This window comes from Acinetobacter sp. YH12096 (genome assembly GCF_013419215.1).
Classification (GTDB): domain Bacteria; phylum Pseudomonadota; class Gammaproteobacteria; order Pseudomonadales; family Moraxellaceae; genus Acinetobacter; species Acinetobacter amyesii.
On record NZ_VPAM01000005.1, the window covers coordinates 18,890 to 37,231 of the forward strand.

Below are 18,342 nucleotides of genomic sequence, written 5' to 3' on the forward strand. Positions count from 1 at the left end.
CTTATTTGGTGGTAGGCTCAGCGGCTACAGGCAAAGGATTTCCTTGGCTGTCTAAACCATATTTAGCCCCGAGTGATTGCAAAATCAAGCGAGCATCAAAGGCATCCTGAGGGGCTTTGGCACGATCTTTATAGCAAGTAATACTGTAGGAAACTTGAGTTGGATCGAGTGTGACCACCTGTGGAACGTCATAAAACGGGCCTGGCCAAAAACCAGGATGGCGACGGTAATAGCCATATGGATAAGGCATTGGGTCTGGGTAAATCACCGCTTGGCGCGGCGGTTTTTGACTCCGATTACTCGGGTCATCCATGACTTTAAAATATTGAAAGCCATTGTGTAGGGTGGTTTGAGCGGCTTTAACCAAGGTGATTTCTTCGGCAGTACCATAGCTCATATTGGGTCTAGCTTGAAAGCTAATACGATAGCTTTGCGCATTTAATGGTGTCGCAGAATATTGACCGAGTTGTTCAAAGGTCAAAGGTTTTGATGGGGTTGTGGCACAGCCAGTCAAACCGAGTGCTGCGGTTATGGCTGCTGCGATAATGAGTTTGTTCATGCGCATACTCCTGTTTAGTCGGTTCATGGCAAGGGGAGATACTGGCCAAAAGCCGTCAATTAAAAGCTAGAATTGGGCTGGGTTAAAAATTCCAATTCCTCTGCTGTAGATGTTCTGCCCAATACCGCATTGCGATGCGGGTAACGTCCAAATCGATCGATAATCACTTTATGCTTTTTTTCAAATTCTAAGTTGATCGGATTGCCCAGTTGCTCAAATAATTTTAACGCGCTTTGATGGATTTTTGTCGATTCGCTATGCATAAAGGGCATATATAAAAATGAGCGCTGTTCAGGGCTTAATTGTAGATCTAAACCCTGCGCGATGGCTTCTTGTGCAAGCGCCAAAGCCAGTGCATCTTGGGCAAAAGCCAAGCCAGAGTCACGGAATAAATTTCTAGAAAATTGATCTAAAACAATAATTTCAGCCAAACGACCTTCGGCAGTAGTACGCCATTGCCACAGTTCTACTTTACTCGCCGCAAGATGGATGTCTTTAAACTTTTTTTCGATTAAAACATCAAAATTATTGCTTTTAGCGAACCAATTGGGCTGATTTTCTGGGTTAAACCAAAATTCGAGAATATCTTGATAATTCATAAGTTTTAAGCATTATTAGCATATATTTGTTTATAAAATCACAAATTTCAAATGTCATATAGAGTAAGTTTGTGATAAAAAATTGCCAAAATAAAATCACGGTTTGTCTCAAAACTATACAGTGGGTCATTTGCCCACTTCAAATCGCGTTATACTGATATAAACTGATGATTTTATTTTAGTAGTTTCTTCCATTTAAGCGAGATAGCAATGAGTCAACCCGAATCGACCTCTCAAGACATTTTACCGACTTGGGTAGATTCTTCGCTGATTAAAGGAATGTTGCGCGGTATTGAGCGTGAAAGCTTACGTATGCAAAGCAACGGTTTCTTGTCTCAGGCCGACCATCCCCAAGCCTTGGGTGCGGCTTTGACTCATCCGCATATTACGACAGACTATTCTGAAGCTTTAATGGAATTTATCACACCGCCAAAAGAAACCATTACCGAGGCGTTGAATTATCTGCAAGATATTCATGCTGTTGCGCATACGCATTTAGAACATGGTGAAAAACTTTGGCCGTTGTCGATGCCATGCATGTTGGATAAAGACGAAGACAGTATTCGTTTAGCGCAATATGGCAGCTCGAATATTGGGCGCTTTAAAACCTTGTACCGTCGTGGTTTAGGGGTGCGTTATGGTCGCCGGATGCAGACCATTTCAGGGGTGCATTATAATTTATCCTTCCCAGATCATTTCTTTGAAGCACTACAACAGCACGAAACTGACGACGCCCTCAAAGCATTGAGCTTACAGGATTATCGTAGTCATCGTTATTTTGGCCTGATCCGTAATTTTATCCGTTTAACGCCATTGGTGATGTTTTTGGTTGGGGCGAGCCCGTCGGTGTGTAAATGTTTTATGACCGGACGTGAACATCAGCTGTTACCACTCTTAAAAGGCACGTTATTTTTACCTTATGCAACGGCGCTGCGTATGGGAAATTTTGGCTATCAAAATTCAGCACAAAAACAGTTAGGGATTCACTACAACGACATTCAGGCATATTTGGAAGGTTTGCAAAAAGCGGTGCATACCCCGTATGCCGCATTTAGTCATTTAGGTTTAAATGATGAACAGGGTGAACCGATTCAAATTAATGACCACGTGTTGCAAATTGAAAATGAATACTACAGTTTGGTTCGTCCGAAACAAGTGCCACAGGATGGTGAAACACCATCTGAAGCCCTGCAAAATCGTGGTGTGGGTTATGTAGAATTACGCGCAGTAGACGTCAATCCTTATAGCCCGATTGGGATCAATGAAGACACGGCAGGCTTGCTCGAAGTGGTGGCTTTATACTGTTTATTGCAAGACAGCCCAGCATTGTTAGATGCCGAACAAAATGAAATTGAGAAAAATCAGGCTGAAGTAGTAAACCGTGGCCGTGCGCCAAACGCAGTGATTTTACAGCAAGGCCAAGCGATTCCAATTGAAACATGGTGTCGTACACATGTTGCAGCGATGCAACCGTTGGCTGAATTGCTGGATGATTCTTACAATACAGATATTTACACTCAGGCAATGGCTGTGATGCAATCACGCATCGATGAAGTCGATGAAACATTGTCGGCACGTATGATTAGCGATACTTTAGAACAAGGTGGAACTTGGGGCTTTGGTAGCTTTATGGCCTTACAACATGCTGAAGTGTATGAGCAGCATGTTTTGAGCCCTGAAACTGCAGCATATTTTGCACAAGCTGCTGAGCAGTCTTTAGAAAAACAGGCTCAACTTGAGCAAGACTGCACCTTGAGTTTTGAAGAATATTTGAAAAACTTTAGATAAAAAATTTTAAGAGGATTTACCATGAAATGGAGTTTCCGCTTCGTGAGTGGTTTGTTGTTTTTAGCCAGCGTGATCGGTATGTCTTTTGCGCTGTTTTTAGAACATGTACAAGGCTTAGAACCTTGTCCATTATGCGTATTCCAACGTATTGGTTTGATTGGACTCGGCATCATTTCATTGATTGCGTTGATTCACAATCCAGCATCGAATTGGGGTAAACGCATTTACGCATTGTTGGGGACACTATCAATTCTTTGGTCTGCTGGGGTGGCTGCGCGTCATATTTGGCTGCAAAACTTACCGCCAGACAAAGTACCTAGCTGTGGCCCAGGACTGGATTATTGGGTAGAAACGCTGCCGTTAAAATCAGTCTTTGAACAAGTACTAACCGGCTCTGGTGAATGTGCCAAAGTGGATTGGACGTTCTTGGGACAATCCTTACCGGTTTGGTCATTGGTGTTTTTTGCGGTCTTAACTTTGCTCAGTCTTTGGCAGTTAATACGTAAATACCCAAGCAAACCCGTGCCACGTTTACGTGATAAATTTTAATTCTATGATGTAAAAAAAAGCCCTCAGTTGAGGGCTTTTTTTACGCATACACATGGTAGAAATTTTACTTTAGGTTAGGGCAATGCCTTCCATACTTTCCAAGTCCATCATAAATTCATAGATATGATCACAAGCTTTATCGTCATTGTTTGGATAGAACCAATGCACGATTTGCTCGGCCACTTGAGGGTGATGCTGAATTTCAAAATGGTTCAGGCCATAAAAAATCGCTTTATGTGAATCTGGCACTTTAAGCTGATAACGTGCATTTGGGTGTTCCCCTAAGGCACTTTTCACGCTGACCAAGTAATCTCCAATCACATGTCGCGTTTTATTGCGACGATGTTCATATTCAATGGTCCCTGCCACGAGGTAGGTATTGATATGTGATGGAATCGGGGCAGGTTTACGGTTGTCGTCCATGAGTCCAATGCGGACATCATTATGTTCCCAATCGTCATCACGCACGCTGCCATAGCGCAAATCTAAAATGCCGTTACTACGGATATTCACCACGTGGCCCACGATTTTGACCAAGGGGAAACGCCCCAATTGATCTTGCAAATGAAATCCGATACGTTCAAGCACAGCACCATGATGTGGTGAGCCCAAGCAGACTAGATTTTCGACTTGATGAATCCATTGATACATATTTTGTTTGCCATAAAAAATGGCACTACGGGACACTAAGCCCCCCATACTATGACCAATTAAGTCGATACTGGTAATGCCGGGGTTGCGACGGACCAAATCTTCTAATGTATTGGCTAGGCTGCGACCATTGGTCGAGATACGACGACCCGTATTGTAATTTAAATACAGCATGGTGTTATGGTCACGTTGAGAAAGTAATTTTTCACCAATGCCGCCATATTTGGCTGTCGACCATGACAGATGATTCATGCACAGCCCATGAATCAACAGGGTAATACGACCGGTTAATTCGCCTTTTTGTACCGCACCATAATGGTCGTAAACCACCATGGGTAAGGCCATCGGGTTGTGATATTTCAGTAAATAGTCGCCCAAGACCCCATTCAGCGCGCCCACTAGAAAATGTAAAGACGGCGTGAGCGGTTTGTCGTGTAAGCGTGGGAATTTTTCAATAATGCTACGCAGCGTTGGTGCGAGTAAATAATTGCCATAATTGAAAAAGGTGTTGTAAGAAAATTCGTAAATCCGTGCAATGGTTGGCTGCTTATGAAAGGCTTTCGAGCCTTGTTCGCTCATTCCAAAAATACTGATTAAAATTTCACGTTGAATGTTTTTGATCAAGTCATGCACGACATCACTAAAACGCATTGTCACGAGTTGTGCCAAACCTTCCAGTACATCTGCTTGACTGGGCGGCGTGCGGTCCCATTTACAATAGGTTTCATGCAATGGTGTTAAGCTAGGCATAATGTTCCTATCCTTACATTCAATGCTATTCCTCGATTGTATTTATTACTGGAATAGCCTGAAGTTTCATTGTTTATTTTATAAAATTCTCACGAACAGCTTTTACAATACCGATAACAGACCTGTCGGTGAATGCCTTTTGTCTGACAATTTTACTAAAAATTCAAATTTAGAAAATGTGACGCAGTTAGCACTTATATGCCACTTTTAAAGCAATTTAAAGATCAATTTGGAATCAAAATGATGAATATTGTGTATTTGCATGGTTTTCAAAGTAACTCAAATTCAGTGAAAGGGCAGATATTGCGGCACTATTGCGCAGACTTAAATGGTGTGCACGTGCATTTGCCAGATTTGAATATGCCACCACTACAGGTAATGCAGCAGATGTCAGAGCTGATTGAAGGTTTGGATAATGTGGTTTTGGTCGGTAGCAGTTTAGGTGGCTTTTATGCGACGCAGTTGATGGCACGCCATCACATTCCTGCGGTACTCATCAATCCTGCGGTCTATCCATGGCAATTATTTCGTGATTTATTTGGCGACACGGCATTGCCTTATCAGGTGACTGAAACGTGGTGCTTGGATGATGCACAGCTCAATCAAATGCAGGCTTTGGCTGTATCTAAGGTTGAAAATGCAGATCAACTGTTGGTCTTGCTCCAACAAGGTGATGAAACCTTGGATTATCGTGATGCCACTAGTTTTTATAGTGCGGTTCAAGCCGGCACGGCTATGCTGATCACTGAGGTGGGTGGAACGCATGGCATGGATGATTTTGCAGGAAAAATACCGATGCTCTTGCAGTTTTTGTCCGATGCTGTCAAAAATATGCCTAAATAAAATGATCCAATCCAAATGCTGAAAAGCTAGATCCAACATACAAAAAATGGGCAGTTACGACATCATTTGACGTTTAAATTGTTTAAGAAAATGGCGGCTGATCGCAAGAGATATGCATTTTAATAAAAAAGCATATACTGTAGCGCTTGAAGAAATGTTTTAACCAAAAAAGCAGGGAATTTTGCAACGTGACGCAATATACGGCTCAATCACTTGAAGTTTTATCTGGCCTAGATCCGGTACGTCGTCGTCCGGGGATGTATACAGACACTACACGACCAAACCATTTGGCGCAGGAAGTGATAGATAACGCCGTCGATGAAGCGCTTGCAGGACATGCCAATAAAATTACCGTGACAGTGTATAAAGATGGCTCATTGTCAGTTGAAGATAATGGTCGTGGGATGCCAGTTGACATCCATCCTGAGTATGGTCAAAGCGGGATTGAAATCATTCTGACCAAACTACATGCCGGCGGTAAATTCAGCACAGACAATTATCAATTTTCAGGTGGTCTGCATGGTGTGGGGATTTCTGTCGTCAACGCATTGTCCAACCGTGTTGAGGTGGAAGTTCAACGTCATGGCAACCTGTATAAAATGGCCTTTGAACACGGTGAGCCAGTTGCGCCACTGGAAGTTTTAGAAGGTAAATGTGCCAAACGTTCGACTGGAACAACCGTGCATTTTTGGCCTGAAGCGAAATATTTTGACTCGCCTAAATTTGCCTTAAAAGCACTTAAACATAATTTAAAAGCCAAAGCAGTATTGGCGGCAGGCTTGCAGATTATTTATATCGATCAAATCAACAACGAAAAGATTGAATGGCAATTTGAAAATGGTCTGGTTGACTATTTGATGGATGAACTGCAAGACCGTGACATCGTTCCTGCCCCTGCATTTGTGGCGACTGGTGAAGCAGAGCGTGCCAGCGCCGAGTTTGCGATTTGTTGGAATGTGGAAGGCGGTGAGTCCATTCAAGAGTCGTATGTGAACCTCATCCCGACCGCGCAGGGCGGTACCCATGTCAACGGTTTACGTTCGGGTGTGACAGATGCGATTCGTGAATTCTGTGAATTACGGAATTTACTCCCACGGAATATGAAGCTGTCTGCCGAAGATGTGTGGGATGGTGTCAACTTTATTCTGTCTTTGAAATTCCAAGAGCCACAATTTTCGGGTCAAACCAAAGAACGACTTTCAAGCCGTGAAGCCTCTGGTGTGGTGTTAAATATTGCCAAAGATGCCTTTGCACTGTGGCTAAATCAAAACTCCGATATTGCCATGCAACTGGCTGAAATGGTGATTGCCAAGGCCGGTCGCCGTTTAAAAGCCGCGAAAAAAGTGGAACGTAAAAAGATCGTTTCAGGTCCAGCTTTACCGGGTAAATTGGCTGACTGTGTGGGTCATACCCTCGAAGAATCAGAACTGTTTATTGTGGAAGGGGATTCTGCAGGTGGTTCTGCCAAGCAAGCACGTGATAAGAACTTCCAAGCGATCATGCCGATCCGTGGTAAGATTTTAAATACTTGGGAAGTGTCTTCAGACGAAGTTTTGGCATCGCAAGAAGTACATGATATTGCGATTGCCATTGGCGTTGATCCGGGCAGTGACGACTTGTCAGAACTCCGTTATGGCAAGATTTGTATCTTGGCCGATGCCGACTCGGATGGTTTGCACATTGCGACTTTACTCTGCGCACTGTTCGTCAAACATTTCCATACTTTGGTTGAGGAAGGACATCTGTTTGTGGCGATGCCACCGCTGTTCCGTATAGATGACAATAAAGATGTGCACTATGCCTTGGATGAAGATGAACTAGAAAGCATCTTAAAGAAATGTAAAACCAAAAATCCTCAAATCACACGATTTAAAGGATTGGGCGAGATGAACGCGAGTCAGCTGCGTGAAACGACTATGGATCCCGATACACGTCGTTTAGTGCAACTGGACTTGGATGACGTACAGTTTACTTCAGGTTTACTCGACAAATTATTGGCGAAGAAGCGCTCTTCAGACCGTAAATATTGGTTGGAACAGAAGGGTAATTTGGCCGATTTAGCGGTTTAAAATTGCAACAAGGAAAAAACCACGCAAGTGGTTTTTTTTTGCTTCAAATTTAGGAAAAGCTGCATGATTTGTGTGCCAAAACACCGTGTTTTTTGAAAAACGTCGCAAAATTGTTCAATTATAGGTCAAATGTTGGATACAAGTTTGTATGCATCTTTGCGGTGATTTTACGATTTTTGAATCGACCCATAAAAAATTAAAAGCAAATTTTATGATTGTAACTATGTGAAAAATAACATTTAAAAATAAATAAAAGCACTCAATCAAAATAAAAAATAAGGCTTGGCACAGTTATTGAATTGCTCTGTTGTGATGAAAGACAACAAATGCATTTTAAAAATGTGAATTACAAGCTTAGGTTGGGAGTGTGAATAATGTTTCAACGCAATGTATTTGCTAAAAGTATTTTAGCGGCAACGATGACTGGGGCGATTGCTTTAACGGGCTGTTCAAAACCTGCAGAAGAAAAAACAGAAAGCGCTACATCAGAACCAAAAGCCGCTGCAGCAAGTGGCGATACTATTAAAGTCGGGATCTTACATTCGCTGTCAGGCACGATGGCGATCTCAGAAACTTCTCTAAAAGATACGGCCTTGATGGCGATTAATGAAATTAATGCCAATGGCGGGGTATTGGGCAAAAAACTAGAACCTGTGGTGGTGGATCCTGCATCGGACTGGCCACTATTTGCGGAAAAAACCCGTCAGTTGATTACCCAAGACAAAGTAGCCGTGATTTTTGGTTGCTGGACGTCGGTATCTCGTAAGTCGGTTTTACCCGTGGTTGAAGAATTAAATGGCTTATTGTTCTACCCTGTTCAGTATGAAGGTCAGGAACAGTCTAAAAATATTTTCTACACAGGTGCAGCACCGAATCAGCAAGCGATTCCTGCTGTTGAATATCTGATGAGTGAAGAGGGTGGTAAGGCAGAACGCTTTGTACTATTGGGCACAGACTATGTTTACCCACGTACCACCAACAAAATCTTACGTGCATTTTTGAAGTCGAAAGGCATTGCCGATGCAGACATCATGGAAGAATATACCCCATTTGGTCATAGCAACTATCAAACCATTGTGGGCAATGTGAAGAAGTTTGCGGCAGGGAAAAAGACTGCTGTGATCTCGACCATTAACGGCGATTCAAATGTGCCGTTCTATCGTGAATTGGGCAACCAAGGCATCAAAGCTGCGGATATTCCTGTGATGGCGTTCTCTGTAGGTGAAGAGGAATTACGCGGTATCGACACCAAGCCGCTGGTCGGACACTTGGCATCGTGGAACTACTTCATGTCAGTGAAAAATCCAGTGAATACTGAATTCACCAATAAAATGAAGCAGTATGCCGTGGAATACAAATTGCCAAATGCCGATAAATTTGTGACCAATGACCCGATGGAAGCTACCTATGTCGGTATCAATATGTGGAAACAAGCGGTAGAAAAAGCAGGAAGCACAGATGTCGATAAAGTGCGTGAAGCTATGGCCGGCCAAGAATTTAAAGCGCCATCGGGCTATACCTTGCAAATGGATGCGTCGAACCATCATTTGCATAAACCAGTCATGATTGGTCAGATCCGTGCCGATGGTCAGTTTGATGTGGTACACAAAACGGCAAAAACCATTGCTGCAGAGCCATGGAGCCCGTACATCCCTAAATAATTCAATCCGAATGCCTGCTGCCATTGTGTAGTGGGCTTGTTTTGATGTGATCCCTAGATGGGGTTGTTCTATTACTCAATAGGGATGCTTATAAGATGAAAAAATTACGCAATTTCCCGATCCTTTTTCTATTCCTGAGCCAATTATTCTGTTTGCAAATCGTGCATGCAGAAACTGCAGCAGATGTGGTGCCTACGGTGCAATCTGTGCAGCAAGGTGACGCCATTCAGCAATTTGTTCGCGGGAGTTTTACCGAGCGACGCAGTTTACTGAATCAATGGCCGGGCGATATTGAATCCTTAGATCAGTTGGCCGCATTGGTCGAAAAAGACCAGTTATATAGTGGTCATGATGGTCAAACCTATATTTTAGAAACTGACGAAAAATTATTGAGCTATCCAGATTTGCAAACCGTGACGGATTGGCCTGCCGATTTATCTCAAGTCACCTTGGTGAATACCCTTCGTAAAGCCTTAACGTTTGCGCAAGCGAAAGAAAAGCTGCAATCGAATGATTTAAACCAACGTTTGGATGCAATTGATATTTTAGAAAATAACTTGGCTGAGTTGGATGTTAAAAATATTAATCAATTGTATTTAAATGAAAAAAATAACAAAGTTAAAGCCCGTTTAGCGCAGCTCAAAGCACGCTTGGATTATCAAAACCCTGATGTTTTACAAAAAATACAGGCGGCCAAAGTGCTGCAAGATTCTAACCGTCCCGATGTGTTGGCGATGGTGGAACAGGAATTACAACAAGCCAACCTGCATCCTGAGTTAAAAGCCGCACTGACAGAAGCCAAGAGCAATATTAAAACTCGGATTCAGGCCAGTGAATGGACTGGACATGTCTTTTCAGGTCTCAGCACGGCCAGTATTTTACTACTGGCGGCGTTGGGCTTAGCCATTACGTATGGTCTGCTAGGCGTGATTAACATGGCGCATGGTGAACTGATCATGATCGGGGCCTATACCACTTATGTGGTGCAAAGCCTGTTTAAGAGTTATCTCAGTAGCTATGTCGATTGGTACTTGATTGCCGCGATTCCTGCTGCATTTATTGTAAGTGCTTTGATCGGCATGTTGATTGAACGTACTATTATTCGTCCCTTGTATGGCCGTCAATTGGAAACACTATTAGCCACCTTTGGTGTGAGCTTAATTTTAATGCAAGTGGTGCGCATGGTTTTTGGTGCGCAGAACGTTGAGGTGTCGAATATTTCATGGCTGTCAGGGGGCATTGCTGTGACACCGAGTCTGATGCTGCCTTATAACCGTATTGCCATTATTGGCTTTACCGTTGCGGTACTCCTGTTGCTGGTTTACTTGCTGAATAAAACCCGCTTTGGTTTATTTGTTCGTGCCGTGACGCAAAACCGTCAAATGGCACAGGCCGTAGGTATCCGTTCTAGCCGCATTGACATGATGGCTTTTGGTTTAGGTTCGGGGCTTGCAGGTCTGGCAGGCTGTGCCTTAGCACAAGTCGGCAATGTCGGTCCTGACCTAGGACAAAACTATATTATCGATGCGTTCTTGGTGGTTGTGGTTGGCGGTGTTGGCCAAGTATGGGGCGCAGTATTGGCGGCTTTAGGTCTAGGTGTCAGTGGCACAGTGCTGGAAATCGGCATGGGTGCAGTCTTAGCGAAAATTATTCTACTGGTTCTTGTGATTTTGTTTATTCAAAAACGTCCACAAGGTTTGTTTGCCATCAAAGGCCGTTTTGTGGAGTAAGCGCATGAAAATCACTTCGTTATTATCGGATAAACCCTATAGCGGTATGGCGATTGCCGTGTGCTTTGCCATTTTACTGATTTTACCTTGGTTACATGTATTACCCGCCGATTCAGCACTGCATTTATCAGCGTATTGGGTCACGCTCATTGGCAAGATTATGTGTCTCGCCTTGGTGGCATTGGCCTTAGATTTGGTTTGGGGCTATGCCGGCATTTTAAGCTTGGGGCATGGTTTGTACTTTGCCTTGGGCGGCTATGCCTTTGGCATGTATCTCATGCGTGAAGCGGCAGGCGATGGCTTACCCGACTTTATGCGCTTTTTGAGTTGGACCGAGCTACCGTGGTACTGGATGGGTACTGAACATATCGTGTGGGCATTGGCTTTGGTGGTTTTGGTCCCAGGACTGATTGCCTTCATTTTTGGCTTCTTTGCCTTCCGCTCAAAAATTAAAGGCGTGTATTTTTCAATTATTACCCAAGCCATGACCTTTGCTGCGGCGCTACTGTTTTTCCGCAATGAAACCGGCTTTGGCGGTAACAACGGCTTTACCGGTTTTAAAACCATTTTGGGTATGGATATTACCTCTGCACCAATGCGTGCAACCTTGTGTTTCCTCACTGCGCTGACTTTGCTGGTCTGTTTTGTCGGCTTACGCCACCTGATGAATAAACCCTATGGTCGTGTACTCGGTGCAATTCGTGACAGTGAAAACCGTTTGCAATATTTAGGTTACCGCACCTTATGGTACAAGCTCTCTGCATGGGTGTTGTCTGCCGTGATCGCAGGGATTGCAGGCGCTCTGTATGTACCCCAAGTTGGCATTATTAACCCGAGTGAGATGAACCCTGTCAATTCGATTGAAATGGCGGTGTGGGTGGCTGCAGGTGGTCGCGGTACGCTGATTGGCCCGATACTGGGTGCAGGTTTGATCAACGGGATGAAGACCTATTTCACGGTGGCTTATCCAGAGGTATGGCTATTGATTTTAGGTGCGCTGTTTATTGTGGTAACGATATTCCTGCCAAATGGCGTGATTGGGCTATTAGAGCGGTTTAAAAAGGAGCGCAGCGAATGAATGATCAATGGGTTCAACCGCATGGCGGTCATGCCGCAGAAGGTTATGGACGACCGAAAGAGCAGGGTGCGGACTTCAGTCACGGGATTGCCCTGTATTTAGAAAAAGTCAGCGTTTGGTTTGATTCTTTCCGCGCATTAAATGATTTGTCGTTATATATCAAAGAAGGTGAGCTGCGCTGCATCATTGGTCCCAATGGTGCAGGCAAAACCACGCTGATGGATGTGATTACCGGTAAAACTCGCCCAACAGAAGGTTCGGCTTTTTTTGGGCAAACCTATGATTTGGCAAAAATGAGCACGGAGCAAATAGCAGAAGCCGGAATCGGTCGTAAGTTTCAAAAGCCAACCGTATTTGAAAATTTTACCGTGATGGAAAATCTGTTATTGGCTGCACCTAAAGATAAACGGGTGAAAAAGAGTTTTTTCAGCAAACTCGATCCAGATGCGCAAAACGCCTTGGACGAATCTTTAGCACAAATCCGCTTAGAAGAATTGATCCATAAACCGGCAGGGCTGTTGTCACATGGTCAAAAGCAGTGGTTAGAAATAGGCATGCTACTAATGCAGCGTCCAAAATTGATTTTGCTGGATGAACCTGTAGCAGGAATGACCGATGCTGAAACAGAGCGTACCGCAGAGCTGTGTTTAGAGTTGAAAAAGAACCATACCCTTATCGTGGTTGAACATGACATGAGCTTTATTGACACCATCAGTGAAAAAGTCACCGTGTTGGCGCAAGGTGCGATTTTGGCAGAGGGTACATTGGCCGAAGTCCAAGCCAATGAAGATGTCATTGAAAAATATCTCGGACGTTAAGGAGCAGACCATGTTAGAAGTCAAAGACGTCAATCAGTTTTATGGTGGCAGTCATATTTTAAGAGATGTGACATTTGCCGCTCCCGTGGGGGCGTGTTCAGTGGTGCTCGGGCGAAATGGTGTGGGTAAAACCACCCTCTTAAAATGTTTAATGGGCATTTTACCGATCAAGTCTGGGCAGATCTTACTGGATGGCAAAGACATTTCTAAACTGAGTCCAGAGCAACGTGTACGTGAAGGCTTGGCTTATGTACCGCAAGGACGGGACATTTTTTCAACCTTGACCGTTGAAGAAAATATTTTGATTGGGATGGCAAAATTTAAAGGCGCTAAAACCCGAAAAGTGCCAGAACATCTCTATGAGATTTTCCCCGTATTGGATGAAATGAAACATCGTCGAGGTGGAGATTTATCTGGTGGTCAGCAGCAACAATTGGCGATTGCCCGTGCGCTCGCTTCCGAACCACGGGTATTGATTTTAGATGAACCGACCGAAGGCATTCAGCCGTCGATTATTAAAGACATTGGCCGTGTGATTCGTCAGTTAGCCGATGGCGGAGAAATGGCGATTGTTTTGGTTGAACAGTTTTATGATTTTGCAGAAGAACTGGCAGATGAATATACCGTGATGGCGCGGGGGCAAGTGATTGCACAAGGTGTCGGTAGTGAAATGCCTGAAAAAGGCATTCGGGAATTGGTGGCGATTTAACATTTAGTTGACTGCGATGTGTGGCGGGCTTGTATCAATCAAGCTCGTTACTCTTTTCATTCAATTTACTACGCTCAAAAAATCGTTGCTGGTCATGGAAATGGCATCAAAAAAACGAGTGGCATAAATTTTTTTTGTTTTAAACCATAAGCTTAAGTTGTTCTCAGTATCGTCATTTGAAGCTTCAGCATGTCGTGCTTCAGTGATGCTAAGTGCAGTACTGAAACTTTGGTAAAGGGCGAATGGGCATCCATCAGTATTCGATCAACTGCAGTCGAATATACAAAATATCTGCTTTATTTTTGTGTGGATTACATTAATCTAAATGTACGACATAACAAGAAGATAAGAATATGGACGCGATATTATATTTGATCCCACCGAATGATTTGGAAACTCTGATTTTAGAAGCAGAAACCCCTCAAGATGTCTTGGATTCACCTTTTGTACAACACTCCTTTTTTTTAGGGGAAGCGTGGCAAGAGTTGAATCCATTATTAAGCGTGAACAGTGAGTCAGTTGCGGCACTGAGTTATGCCATTCAGGCAGAACATCCTTTGTCAGAGCGACGACCGGGACTGAGCCTTGCAGTGCATTACAATACTGTAGTTCGCGTTGCAGAAATCCATCAGGCATTACAACAGTTAAGCGTGGATGAAATCAAAAAACGTTATTTGGTCACGATTGCAGAAACCGCACCTGAGCAAGAGCTTAAATTGGCCGAATTAAAACTACTTTTTTTACAGTTACAAGATCTTTATCGTGATGCGGTGCGTCATAATTTATCGGTGCTGAGTGTGATACAAGATGGTATTCGTTTGGATAAATTACCATAAACACAGCTCAATACGGGCTATAACTGAAGTTGCATCAGGACCAGATCACGCCATTCACCAAACTTTTGTCCCACTTCGGGCATATAACCTGTTTGCTTAAAGCCTAATTTTTTGTGCAGGGCAATCGAGGCGCTATTGCCGTGATCAATGCCAGCGATCATGACATGCATACTTTGGCTTTTTGCATGCTGAATTAGGTGCTCTAATAATTGCTGACCAAGACCCTGTCGAGCATAGTTTGGGTCAATATAGACAGAATGCTCAACAGTATGTCGATAGCCAGCAAAATGGCGGAAAGAACCATAGTCAGCATAACCGGCGATTTGCTGTTGATCCTGATCTTCAATCACCACAAAAGGAAAATTTTGCTTTTGGAAATCCAGCAATTTCTGTTGAAAAGAGTCAAGAGTGTAAGCTTGATCATTCCATGTCGCAAAGCCGTTGAGAACTTCATGATTATAGATTGCGAGAATGGCCGCTAAGTCTTGTGGAGTTGCAGGTCGAATGAGAAAAGACATGCGCAAATTTCTGATAAAAATAAAGTCAATTTAAAAACTTAGGCATAAAAAAAGCAAGGTGATGAACCTTGCTTTTTTCTTCATCGCGTTCTGAGTCGAACTTAGAAGTGGTATTTCACCAAAGCGCTGACATCGTTTTGGTCCTGACCTTTCAGGCCATATTTGTTGTTCCAAACCGAGTGTTCAACACCTACGTAGAGCTTAGTCTTAGGAGAGATATGCTTACCTATATTCCATTTATATTGGCTTGTCCAGTTTAATTCACTAGCTTGCGCCCCTTTTTCAGCTGTTGACCAGTCAAGGAAAGCATCTACTAGAAAATCTTCAGAGCCAATTTTAAATGGCACAGCATAAGTGATCGTCATTTGATAATCATCTTTAGTACCGGCTGATTTAGAATCATTATCGGCTTTATAGAAGTTGATGTTTGCATACTGTGTATATGGAATGTCTAAAGCAAAGCCAATACCATACAAGAAGTTATTAAACTCAGAATTTTTGTCGTAGCCGGCATTATGTTCCCAAGTCGTTGCAATCAGAACGTCTTTGATCGGCCCCATAGAAAGGTCTTTACCAGAAACTTCGCCTAAGCTAAGGCGCGGTGCAAGCTCAAGGTAAGTCGATGCTTCATCATCTTTGTCCCAAGCTTGGTCAACGAAGAAGAATACATCTGAATATTTCAGTTTAGCGGCATATTCAGCTGTGATCGTTTTCTGTTCATTGTTGTCACCATCAAAAGGCACAACATAATTTTCACCATATAGGCCAGTTAAGCTGAAATCTTGCCATACGATAGGTGAAGCTTGAGTGAAAGCAGCAGCAGATGCTAATGCACATGATGCAACGATTTGTGTAAGTTTCATTAAAAAATATCTCCCCCGAGAAGCACTGAAAGCATACAGATTATTAAGCAAAAATAAAGCCAAATTTTACTCAACGGCAAAATTGTTTTGTAATTTGAAGGGGAAATACGCTGTGAATGATCGATGACGGTAAAAGCGAGATTTTGAGTTTGAATGGAATTGTGCAAATAGAAGGTGGGCGTCGAGGAAATGCACAAAAATATGACCCAAATCAATTAAAACAATGCAAATCTACAATAAAGTCTTGCTTTTTGTATGGATATTAAAAAAATATCAAAATAGCACTTGCAAAATTCTAACTTAAGACCGATATTCGAAGTATAAGGACACGGATCTGCAGACTCTAAAGTGTTCATCATTCAATGTGGAGGACGACGTTCCATACAAAGTTGAAGATGGTCATTGCTGTAACATTTACAGCAAATGTAACGTGCCAAGATAATAAGTTTTGCACAAATATTTATAGATATTACAGATAGATATGAGGATGATATTATGAACATAGAAATCCGTACAGATAAAAACATTCCTAATAGTGATCGATTAATTACATACGTTCGTGCAGAACTTAATGAAGAATTTCAGCGCCATAGTGAACGCATTACTCACTTTTCGGTGCATTTAAGTGATGAAAATGGGGACAAGGGCGGTAGCGACGACATTAAATGTATGATTGAAGCGCGTCCTGCTGGTTTGAAGCCTGTCGTGGTCAACCATCGTGGTCATAATGTAGATACAGCTATTCACGGTGCAATTGATCGACTTAAACGTAGTCTTGAACATGTGTTCGAAAAGAAAGAGAACCCACGCAGTACACAACCTGCTTTTGCTGAAGCAGATGACAGCGTAGATGACGAATAAGTCTCAAAATTTAAAAAAGCCCTGCGGGGCTTTTTTTGTGTGTTTTGTATTTTGTTTTACATGAAATTCAAACAAACGCAGCTTTATTCGGCATAATAGATCAAAATAAATTGAAGTGAGCTTTCCCGATGTTAACAGCGCAACAACAGCTTTTTGTGCAAGCGTTAGAAGAACAAGATCTTGCACAGGTGCAACGCCTGTTGGCAGATGGTCTTAATCCAAATTTTATCGACTTTGAAAAAGGACCTACGGTTTCTGTATGGTCTGATGGTTTGTTTAAATGGTGGGAAATGGTTTGCGAAGCATATGAAGCAGGTCAACCCTTAACAGCAGAACAGAAAGCACAACATTTAGACGTACATATGCAAATCTTGGAAGCGCTGATTCAAGCCAAAGCCAATGTGCATTTATGGGATGCTGAAGAAATTTATGGTCCATTATGGGATGCTGCGAGTGCAGCATGTGTCCCTGCGGTACAGCGTTTATTGGATGAAAAAGTGAATCCAAATATGATTGATAGCGATGGTTTAACCATTTTATCGTCGATTAGTGAATTATTTTTTGACTGTGATTTTGATGCGGTAAATTGGTCAGAAGCATTGGAAGAAGAAAAACAAACCTTGGAGCTTTTGCGTAGCCATGGCGCAAAAATGACCAAAGAATTAGCATAATTGTGAGTAAAAACATGACTGTATTTAAAGTTTTAAGCATTGCAACATTATCCAGTTTGAGCCTGTCTGCATTTGCGGCGGATTTTTCATTTGATCGTCCGGGCGCGGGTATGGGCACAGGCATTACCCCTGTAGGTCGTTTGGCATGGGAACAAAGTTTGCCAGCAGCGAGCTATAGTGAAAGTCGTGATGAAAATGGTGAAAAAGTAAAAAACACCACTTTAAATGCAGACATGTTATTCCGTACTGGTTTGGCAAAAGATTTGGAATTGCAATTGGGTTGGCAAGGTCCTGCATGGTCTAAAACCAAAGTTGCGGGTCGCTCAGTTGAAGATGATGGTTTGGGTGATGTCAGCATTGGCCTGAAAAAAGCCATTGATTTGAATGATGAGAAATTGTCGATGGCTATTCTTGCTGAAGCTATTATTGCGACAGGCAATGAAGGCTTTAGTGCTGAAGATGACATTTATAGTCTGACTTCAGCCGTGGCTTATGATTATAGCGATACAATTGGGACTTCAATGACCATGCGTTATGAGGTTCAAGATGGTGATTGGGCTGTGAGTGCAATTCCGGGAATGGAATATCACATTGCGGGTAATTTATCGGGCTTTTCTGAGCTGGTTTATCGCAAAGCAGAGAGTACCGATCAGGAAGTGTCTTTGGCTTCAGGTCTGACGTATGCCGTTTCGGATCGTATGCAGTTGGATGCGAGCGTCGGTCTAGAACTCACTGGCGGTCATAAAAATTATCAGTCCGGTTTGGGCGTATCTTACCTGTTCTAAAAGA

The 18,342-nt window shown here is 42.9% G+C and carries 18 protein-coding genes; 13 read left to right on the top strand and 5 right to left on the bottom strand.

The features are described from left to right. Position 1 precedes the first annotated feature (1 nt). Both FTU36_RS03195 and FTU36_RS03200 read right to left on the bottom strand, forming a co-directional pair. A complete protein-coding gene (locus FTU36_RS03195) occupies positions 2–559 on the bottom strand; it encodes a hypothetical protein (protein ID WP_180041416.1) in 558 nt (185 codons plus the stop codon). Positions 560–618: 59 nt separating this feature from the next. Beyond that, a complete protein-coding gene (locus FTU36_RS03200; RefSeq protein WP_180008629.1) occupies positions 619–1,158 on the bottom strand; it encodes a DUF924 family protein in 540 nt (179 codons plus the stop codon). A gap of 210 nt (positions 1,159–1,368) precedes the next feature. Between FTU36_RS03200 and gshA the strand changes: the two genes are divergently transcribed. Both gshA and FTU36_RS03210 read left to right on the top strand, forming a co-directional pair. Next, positions 1,369–2,946, top strand: a complete 1,578-nt coding sequence (gene gshA, locus FTU36_RS03205; RefSeq protein ID WP_168379700.1) for a glutamate--cysteine ligase — start codon at positions 1,369–1,371, stop codon at positions 2,944–2,946. A 21-nt stretch (positions 2,947–2,967) separates the two neighbouring features. Beyond that, entirely contained in the window at positions 2,968–3,495 is a 528-nt protein-coding gene (locus FTU36_RS03210; RefSeq protein ID WP_180088699.1) for a disulfide bond formation protein B, read from the top strand. A gap of 69 nt (positions 3,496–3,564) precedes the next feature. Here FTU36_RS03210 and FTU36_RS03215 read toward each other — a convergent pair whose 3' ends face one another. Continuing rightward, complete coding sequence (locus FTU36_RS03215; RefSeq protein ID WP_180116800.1) at positions 3,565–4,896, bottom strand: alpha/beta hydrolase; 1,332 nt, start codon at positions 4,894–4,896, stop codon at positions 3,565–3,567. Positions 4,897–5,139: 243 nt separating this feature from the next. Between FTU36_RS03215 and FTU36_RS03220 the strand changes: the two genes are divergently transcribed. The 8 genes from FTU36_RS03220 (at position 5,140) to FTU36_RS03255 (ending at position 14,640) form a co-directional block, all read left to right on the top strand. Continuing rightward, entirely contained in the window at positions 5,140–5,739 is a 600-nt protein-coding gene (locus FTU36_RS03220; protein WP_180116844.1) for a YqiA/YcfP family alpha/beta fold hydrolase, read from the top strand. 188 nt (positions 5,740–5,927) lie between these two features. Then, positions 5,928–7,808 (top strand): DNA topoisomerase IV subunit B, encoded by a 1,881-nt coding sequence (parE, locus tag FTU36_RS03225; RefSeq protein ID WP_180116801.1) that lies wholly within the window; start codon positions 5,928–5,930, stop codon positions 7,806–7,808. Between the two features lie 374 nt (positions 7,809–8,182). Then, positions 8,183–9,469: an urea ABC transporter substrate-binding protein gene (gene urtA / locus FTU36_RS03230; protein ID WP_180004371.1), complete on the top strand. Its 1,287-nt coding sequence runs from the start codon at positions 8,183–8,185 to the stop codon at positions 9,467–9,469. Between the two features lie 95 nt (positions 9,470–9,564). After that, positions 9,565–11,199: an urea ABC transporter permease subunit UrtB gene (gene urtB, locus FTU36_RS03235; RefSeq protein ID WP_180116802.1), complete on the top strand. Its 1,635-nt coding sequence runs from the start codon at positions 9,565–9,567 to the stop codon at positions 11,197–11,199. Positions 11,200–11,203: 4 nt separating this feature from the next. Then, complete coding sequence (gene urtC / locus FTU36_RS03240) at positions 11,204–12,277, top strand: urea ABC transporter permease subunit UrtC (RefSeq protein ID WP_168379684.1); 1,074 nt, start codon at positions 11,204–11,206, stop codon at positions 12,275–12,277. Next, complete coding sequence (gene urtD, locus FTU36_RS03245) at positions 12,274–13,095, top strand: urea ABC transporter ATP-binding protein UrtD (RefSeq protein WP_068532837.1); 822 nt, start codon at positions 12,274–12,276, stop codon at positions 13,093–13,095. Before urtC ends, urtD begins: the two co-directional genes overlap by 4 nt. Before the next feature lie 10 nt (positions 13,096–13,105). Next, positions 13,106–13,804: an urea ABC transporter ATP-binding subunit UrtE gene (gene urtE / locus FTU36_RS03250; protein WP_068532840.1), complete on the top strand. Its 699-nt coding sequence runs from the start codon at positions 13,106–13,108 to the stop codon at positions 13,802–13,804. Between the two features lie 353 nt (positions 13,805–14,157). Beyond that, complete coding sequence (locus tag FTU36_RS03255; protein ID WP_180116803.1) at positions 14,158–14,640, top strand: DUF1877 family protein; 483 nt, start codon at positions 14,158–14,160, stop codon at positions 14,638–14,640. A 17-nt stretch (positions 14,641–14,657) separates the two neighbouring features. Here the strand turns inward: FTU36_RS03255 and FTU36_RS03260 are convergent, their stop codons facing one another. Then, positions 14,658–15,158 carry a GNAT family N-acetyltransferase gene (locus FTU36_RS03260; RefSeq protein ID WP_168379687.1) on the bottom strand — a complete coding sequence of 167 codons (501 nt, stop codon included), beginning with the start codon at positions 15,156–15,158 and terminating at the stop codon, positions 14,658–14,660. A 101-nt stretch (positions 15,159–15,259) separates the two neighbouring features. Next, positions 15,260–16,021 (bottom strand): outer membrane protein OmpK, encoded by a 762-nt coding sequence (locus FTU36_RS03265; protein WP_168379688.1) that lies wholly within the window; start codon positions 16,019–16,021, stop codon positions 15,260–15,262. A 495-nt stretch (positions 16,022–16,516) separates the two neighbouring features. On the opposite strand from FTU36_RS03265, the gene FTU36_RS03270 reads away from it, so the two are divergent. From FTU36_RS03270 to FTU36_RS03280, 3 genes are all read left to right on the top strand, one after another. Continuing rightward, positions 16,517–16,882 (top strand): HPF/RaiA family ribosome-associated protein, encoded by a 366-nt coding sequence (locus tag FTU36_RS03270; protein ID WP_111885127.1) that lies wholly within the window; start codon positions 16,517–16,519, stop codon positions 16,880–16,882. A 128-nt stretch (positions 16,883–17,010) separates the two neighbouring features. Next, positions 17,011–17,553: an ankyrin repeat domain-containing protein gene (locus FTU36_RS03275; RefSeq protein WP_180025883.1), complete on the top strand. Its 543-nt coding sequence runs from the start codon at positions 17,011–17,013 to the stop codon at positions 17,551–17,553. A gap of 14 nt (positions 17,554–17,567) precedes the next feature. After that, the gene (locus FTU36_RS03280; protein ID WP_168379690.1) at positions 17,568–18,338 is read left to right on the top strand and encodes a transporter; all 771 of its coding nucleotides are present in this window, start codon (positions 17,568–17,570) and stop codon (positions 18,336–18,338) included. Positions 18,339–18,342: the final 4 nt, after the last annotated feature.

Bases quoted from the DNA above. Each gene is read 5' to 3' on its own strand.
- gshA (WP_168379700.1), top strand. From the start codon at position 1,369: ATGAGTCAACCCGAATCGACCTCTCAAGACATTTTACCGACTTGGGTA.
- FTU36_RS03255 (WP_180116803.1), top strand. From the start codon at position 14,158: ATGGACGCGATATTATATTTGATCCCACCGAATGATTTGGAAACTCTG.
- FTU36_RS03195 (WP_180041416.1), bottom strand. From the start codon at position 559: ATGAACAAACTCATTATCGCAGCAGCCATAACCGCAGCACTCGGTTTG.
- urtE (WP_068532840.1), top strand. From the start codon at position 13,106: ATGTTAGAAGTCAAAGACGTCAATCAGTTTTATGGTGGCAGTCATATT.
- urtC (WP_168379684.1), top strand. From the start codon at position 11,204: ATGAAAATCACTTCGTTATTATCGGATAAACCCTATAGCGGTATGGCG.
- FTU36_RS03210 (WP_180088699.1), top strand. From the start codon at position 2,968: ATGAAATGGAGTTTCCGCTTCGTGAGTGGTTTGTTGTTTTTAGCCAGC.
- FTU36_RS03215 (WP_180116800.1), bottom strand. From the start codon at position 4,896: ATGCCTAGCTTAACACCATTGCATGAAACCTATTGTAAATGGGACCGC.
- FTU36_RS03200 (WP_180008629.1), bottom strand. From the start codon at position 1,158: ATGAATTATCAAGATATTCTCGAATTTTGGTTTAACCCAGAAAATCAG.
- FTU36_RS03270 (WP_111885127.1), top strand. From the start codon at position 16,517: ATGAACATAGAAATCCGTACAGATAAAAACATTCCTAATAGTGATCGA.
- urtA (WP_180004371.1), top strand. From the start codon at position 8,183: ATGTTTCAACGCAATGTATTTGCTAAAAGTATTTTAGCGGCAACGATG.
- FTU36_RS03280 (WP_168379690.1), top strand. From the start codon at position 17,568: ATGACTGTATTTAAAGTTTTAAGCATTGCAACATTATCCAGTTTGAGC.
- FTU36_RS03220 (WP_180116844.1), top strand. From the start codon at position 5,140: ATGAATATTGTGTATTTGCATGGTTTTCAAAGTAACTCAAATTCAGTG.
- FTU36_RS03275 (WP_180025883.1), top strand. From the start codon at position 17,011: ATGTTAACAGCGCAACAACAGCTTTTTGTGCAAGCGTTAGAAGAACAA.
- FTU36_RS03265 (WP_168379688.1), bottom strand. From the start codon at position 16,021: ATGAAACTTACACAAATCGTTGCATCATGTGCATTAGCATCTGCTGCT.
- urtD (WP_068532837.1), top strand. From the start codon at position 12,274: ATGAATGATCAATGGGTTCAACCGCATGGCGGTCATGCCGCAGAAGGT.
- urtB (WP_180116802.1), top strand. From the start codon at position 9,565: ATGAAAAAATTACGCAATTTCCCGATCCTTTTTCTATTCCTGAGCCAA.
- FTU36_RS03260 (WP_168379687.1), bottom strand. From the start codon at position 15,158: ATGTCTTTTCTCATTCGACCTGCAACTCCACAAGACTTAGCGGCCATT.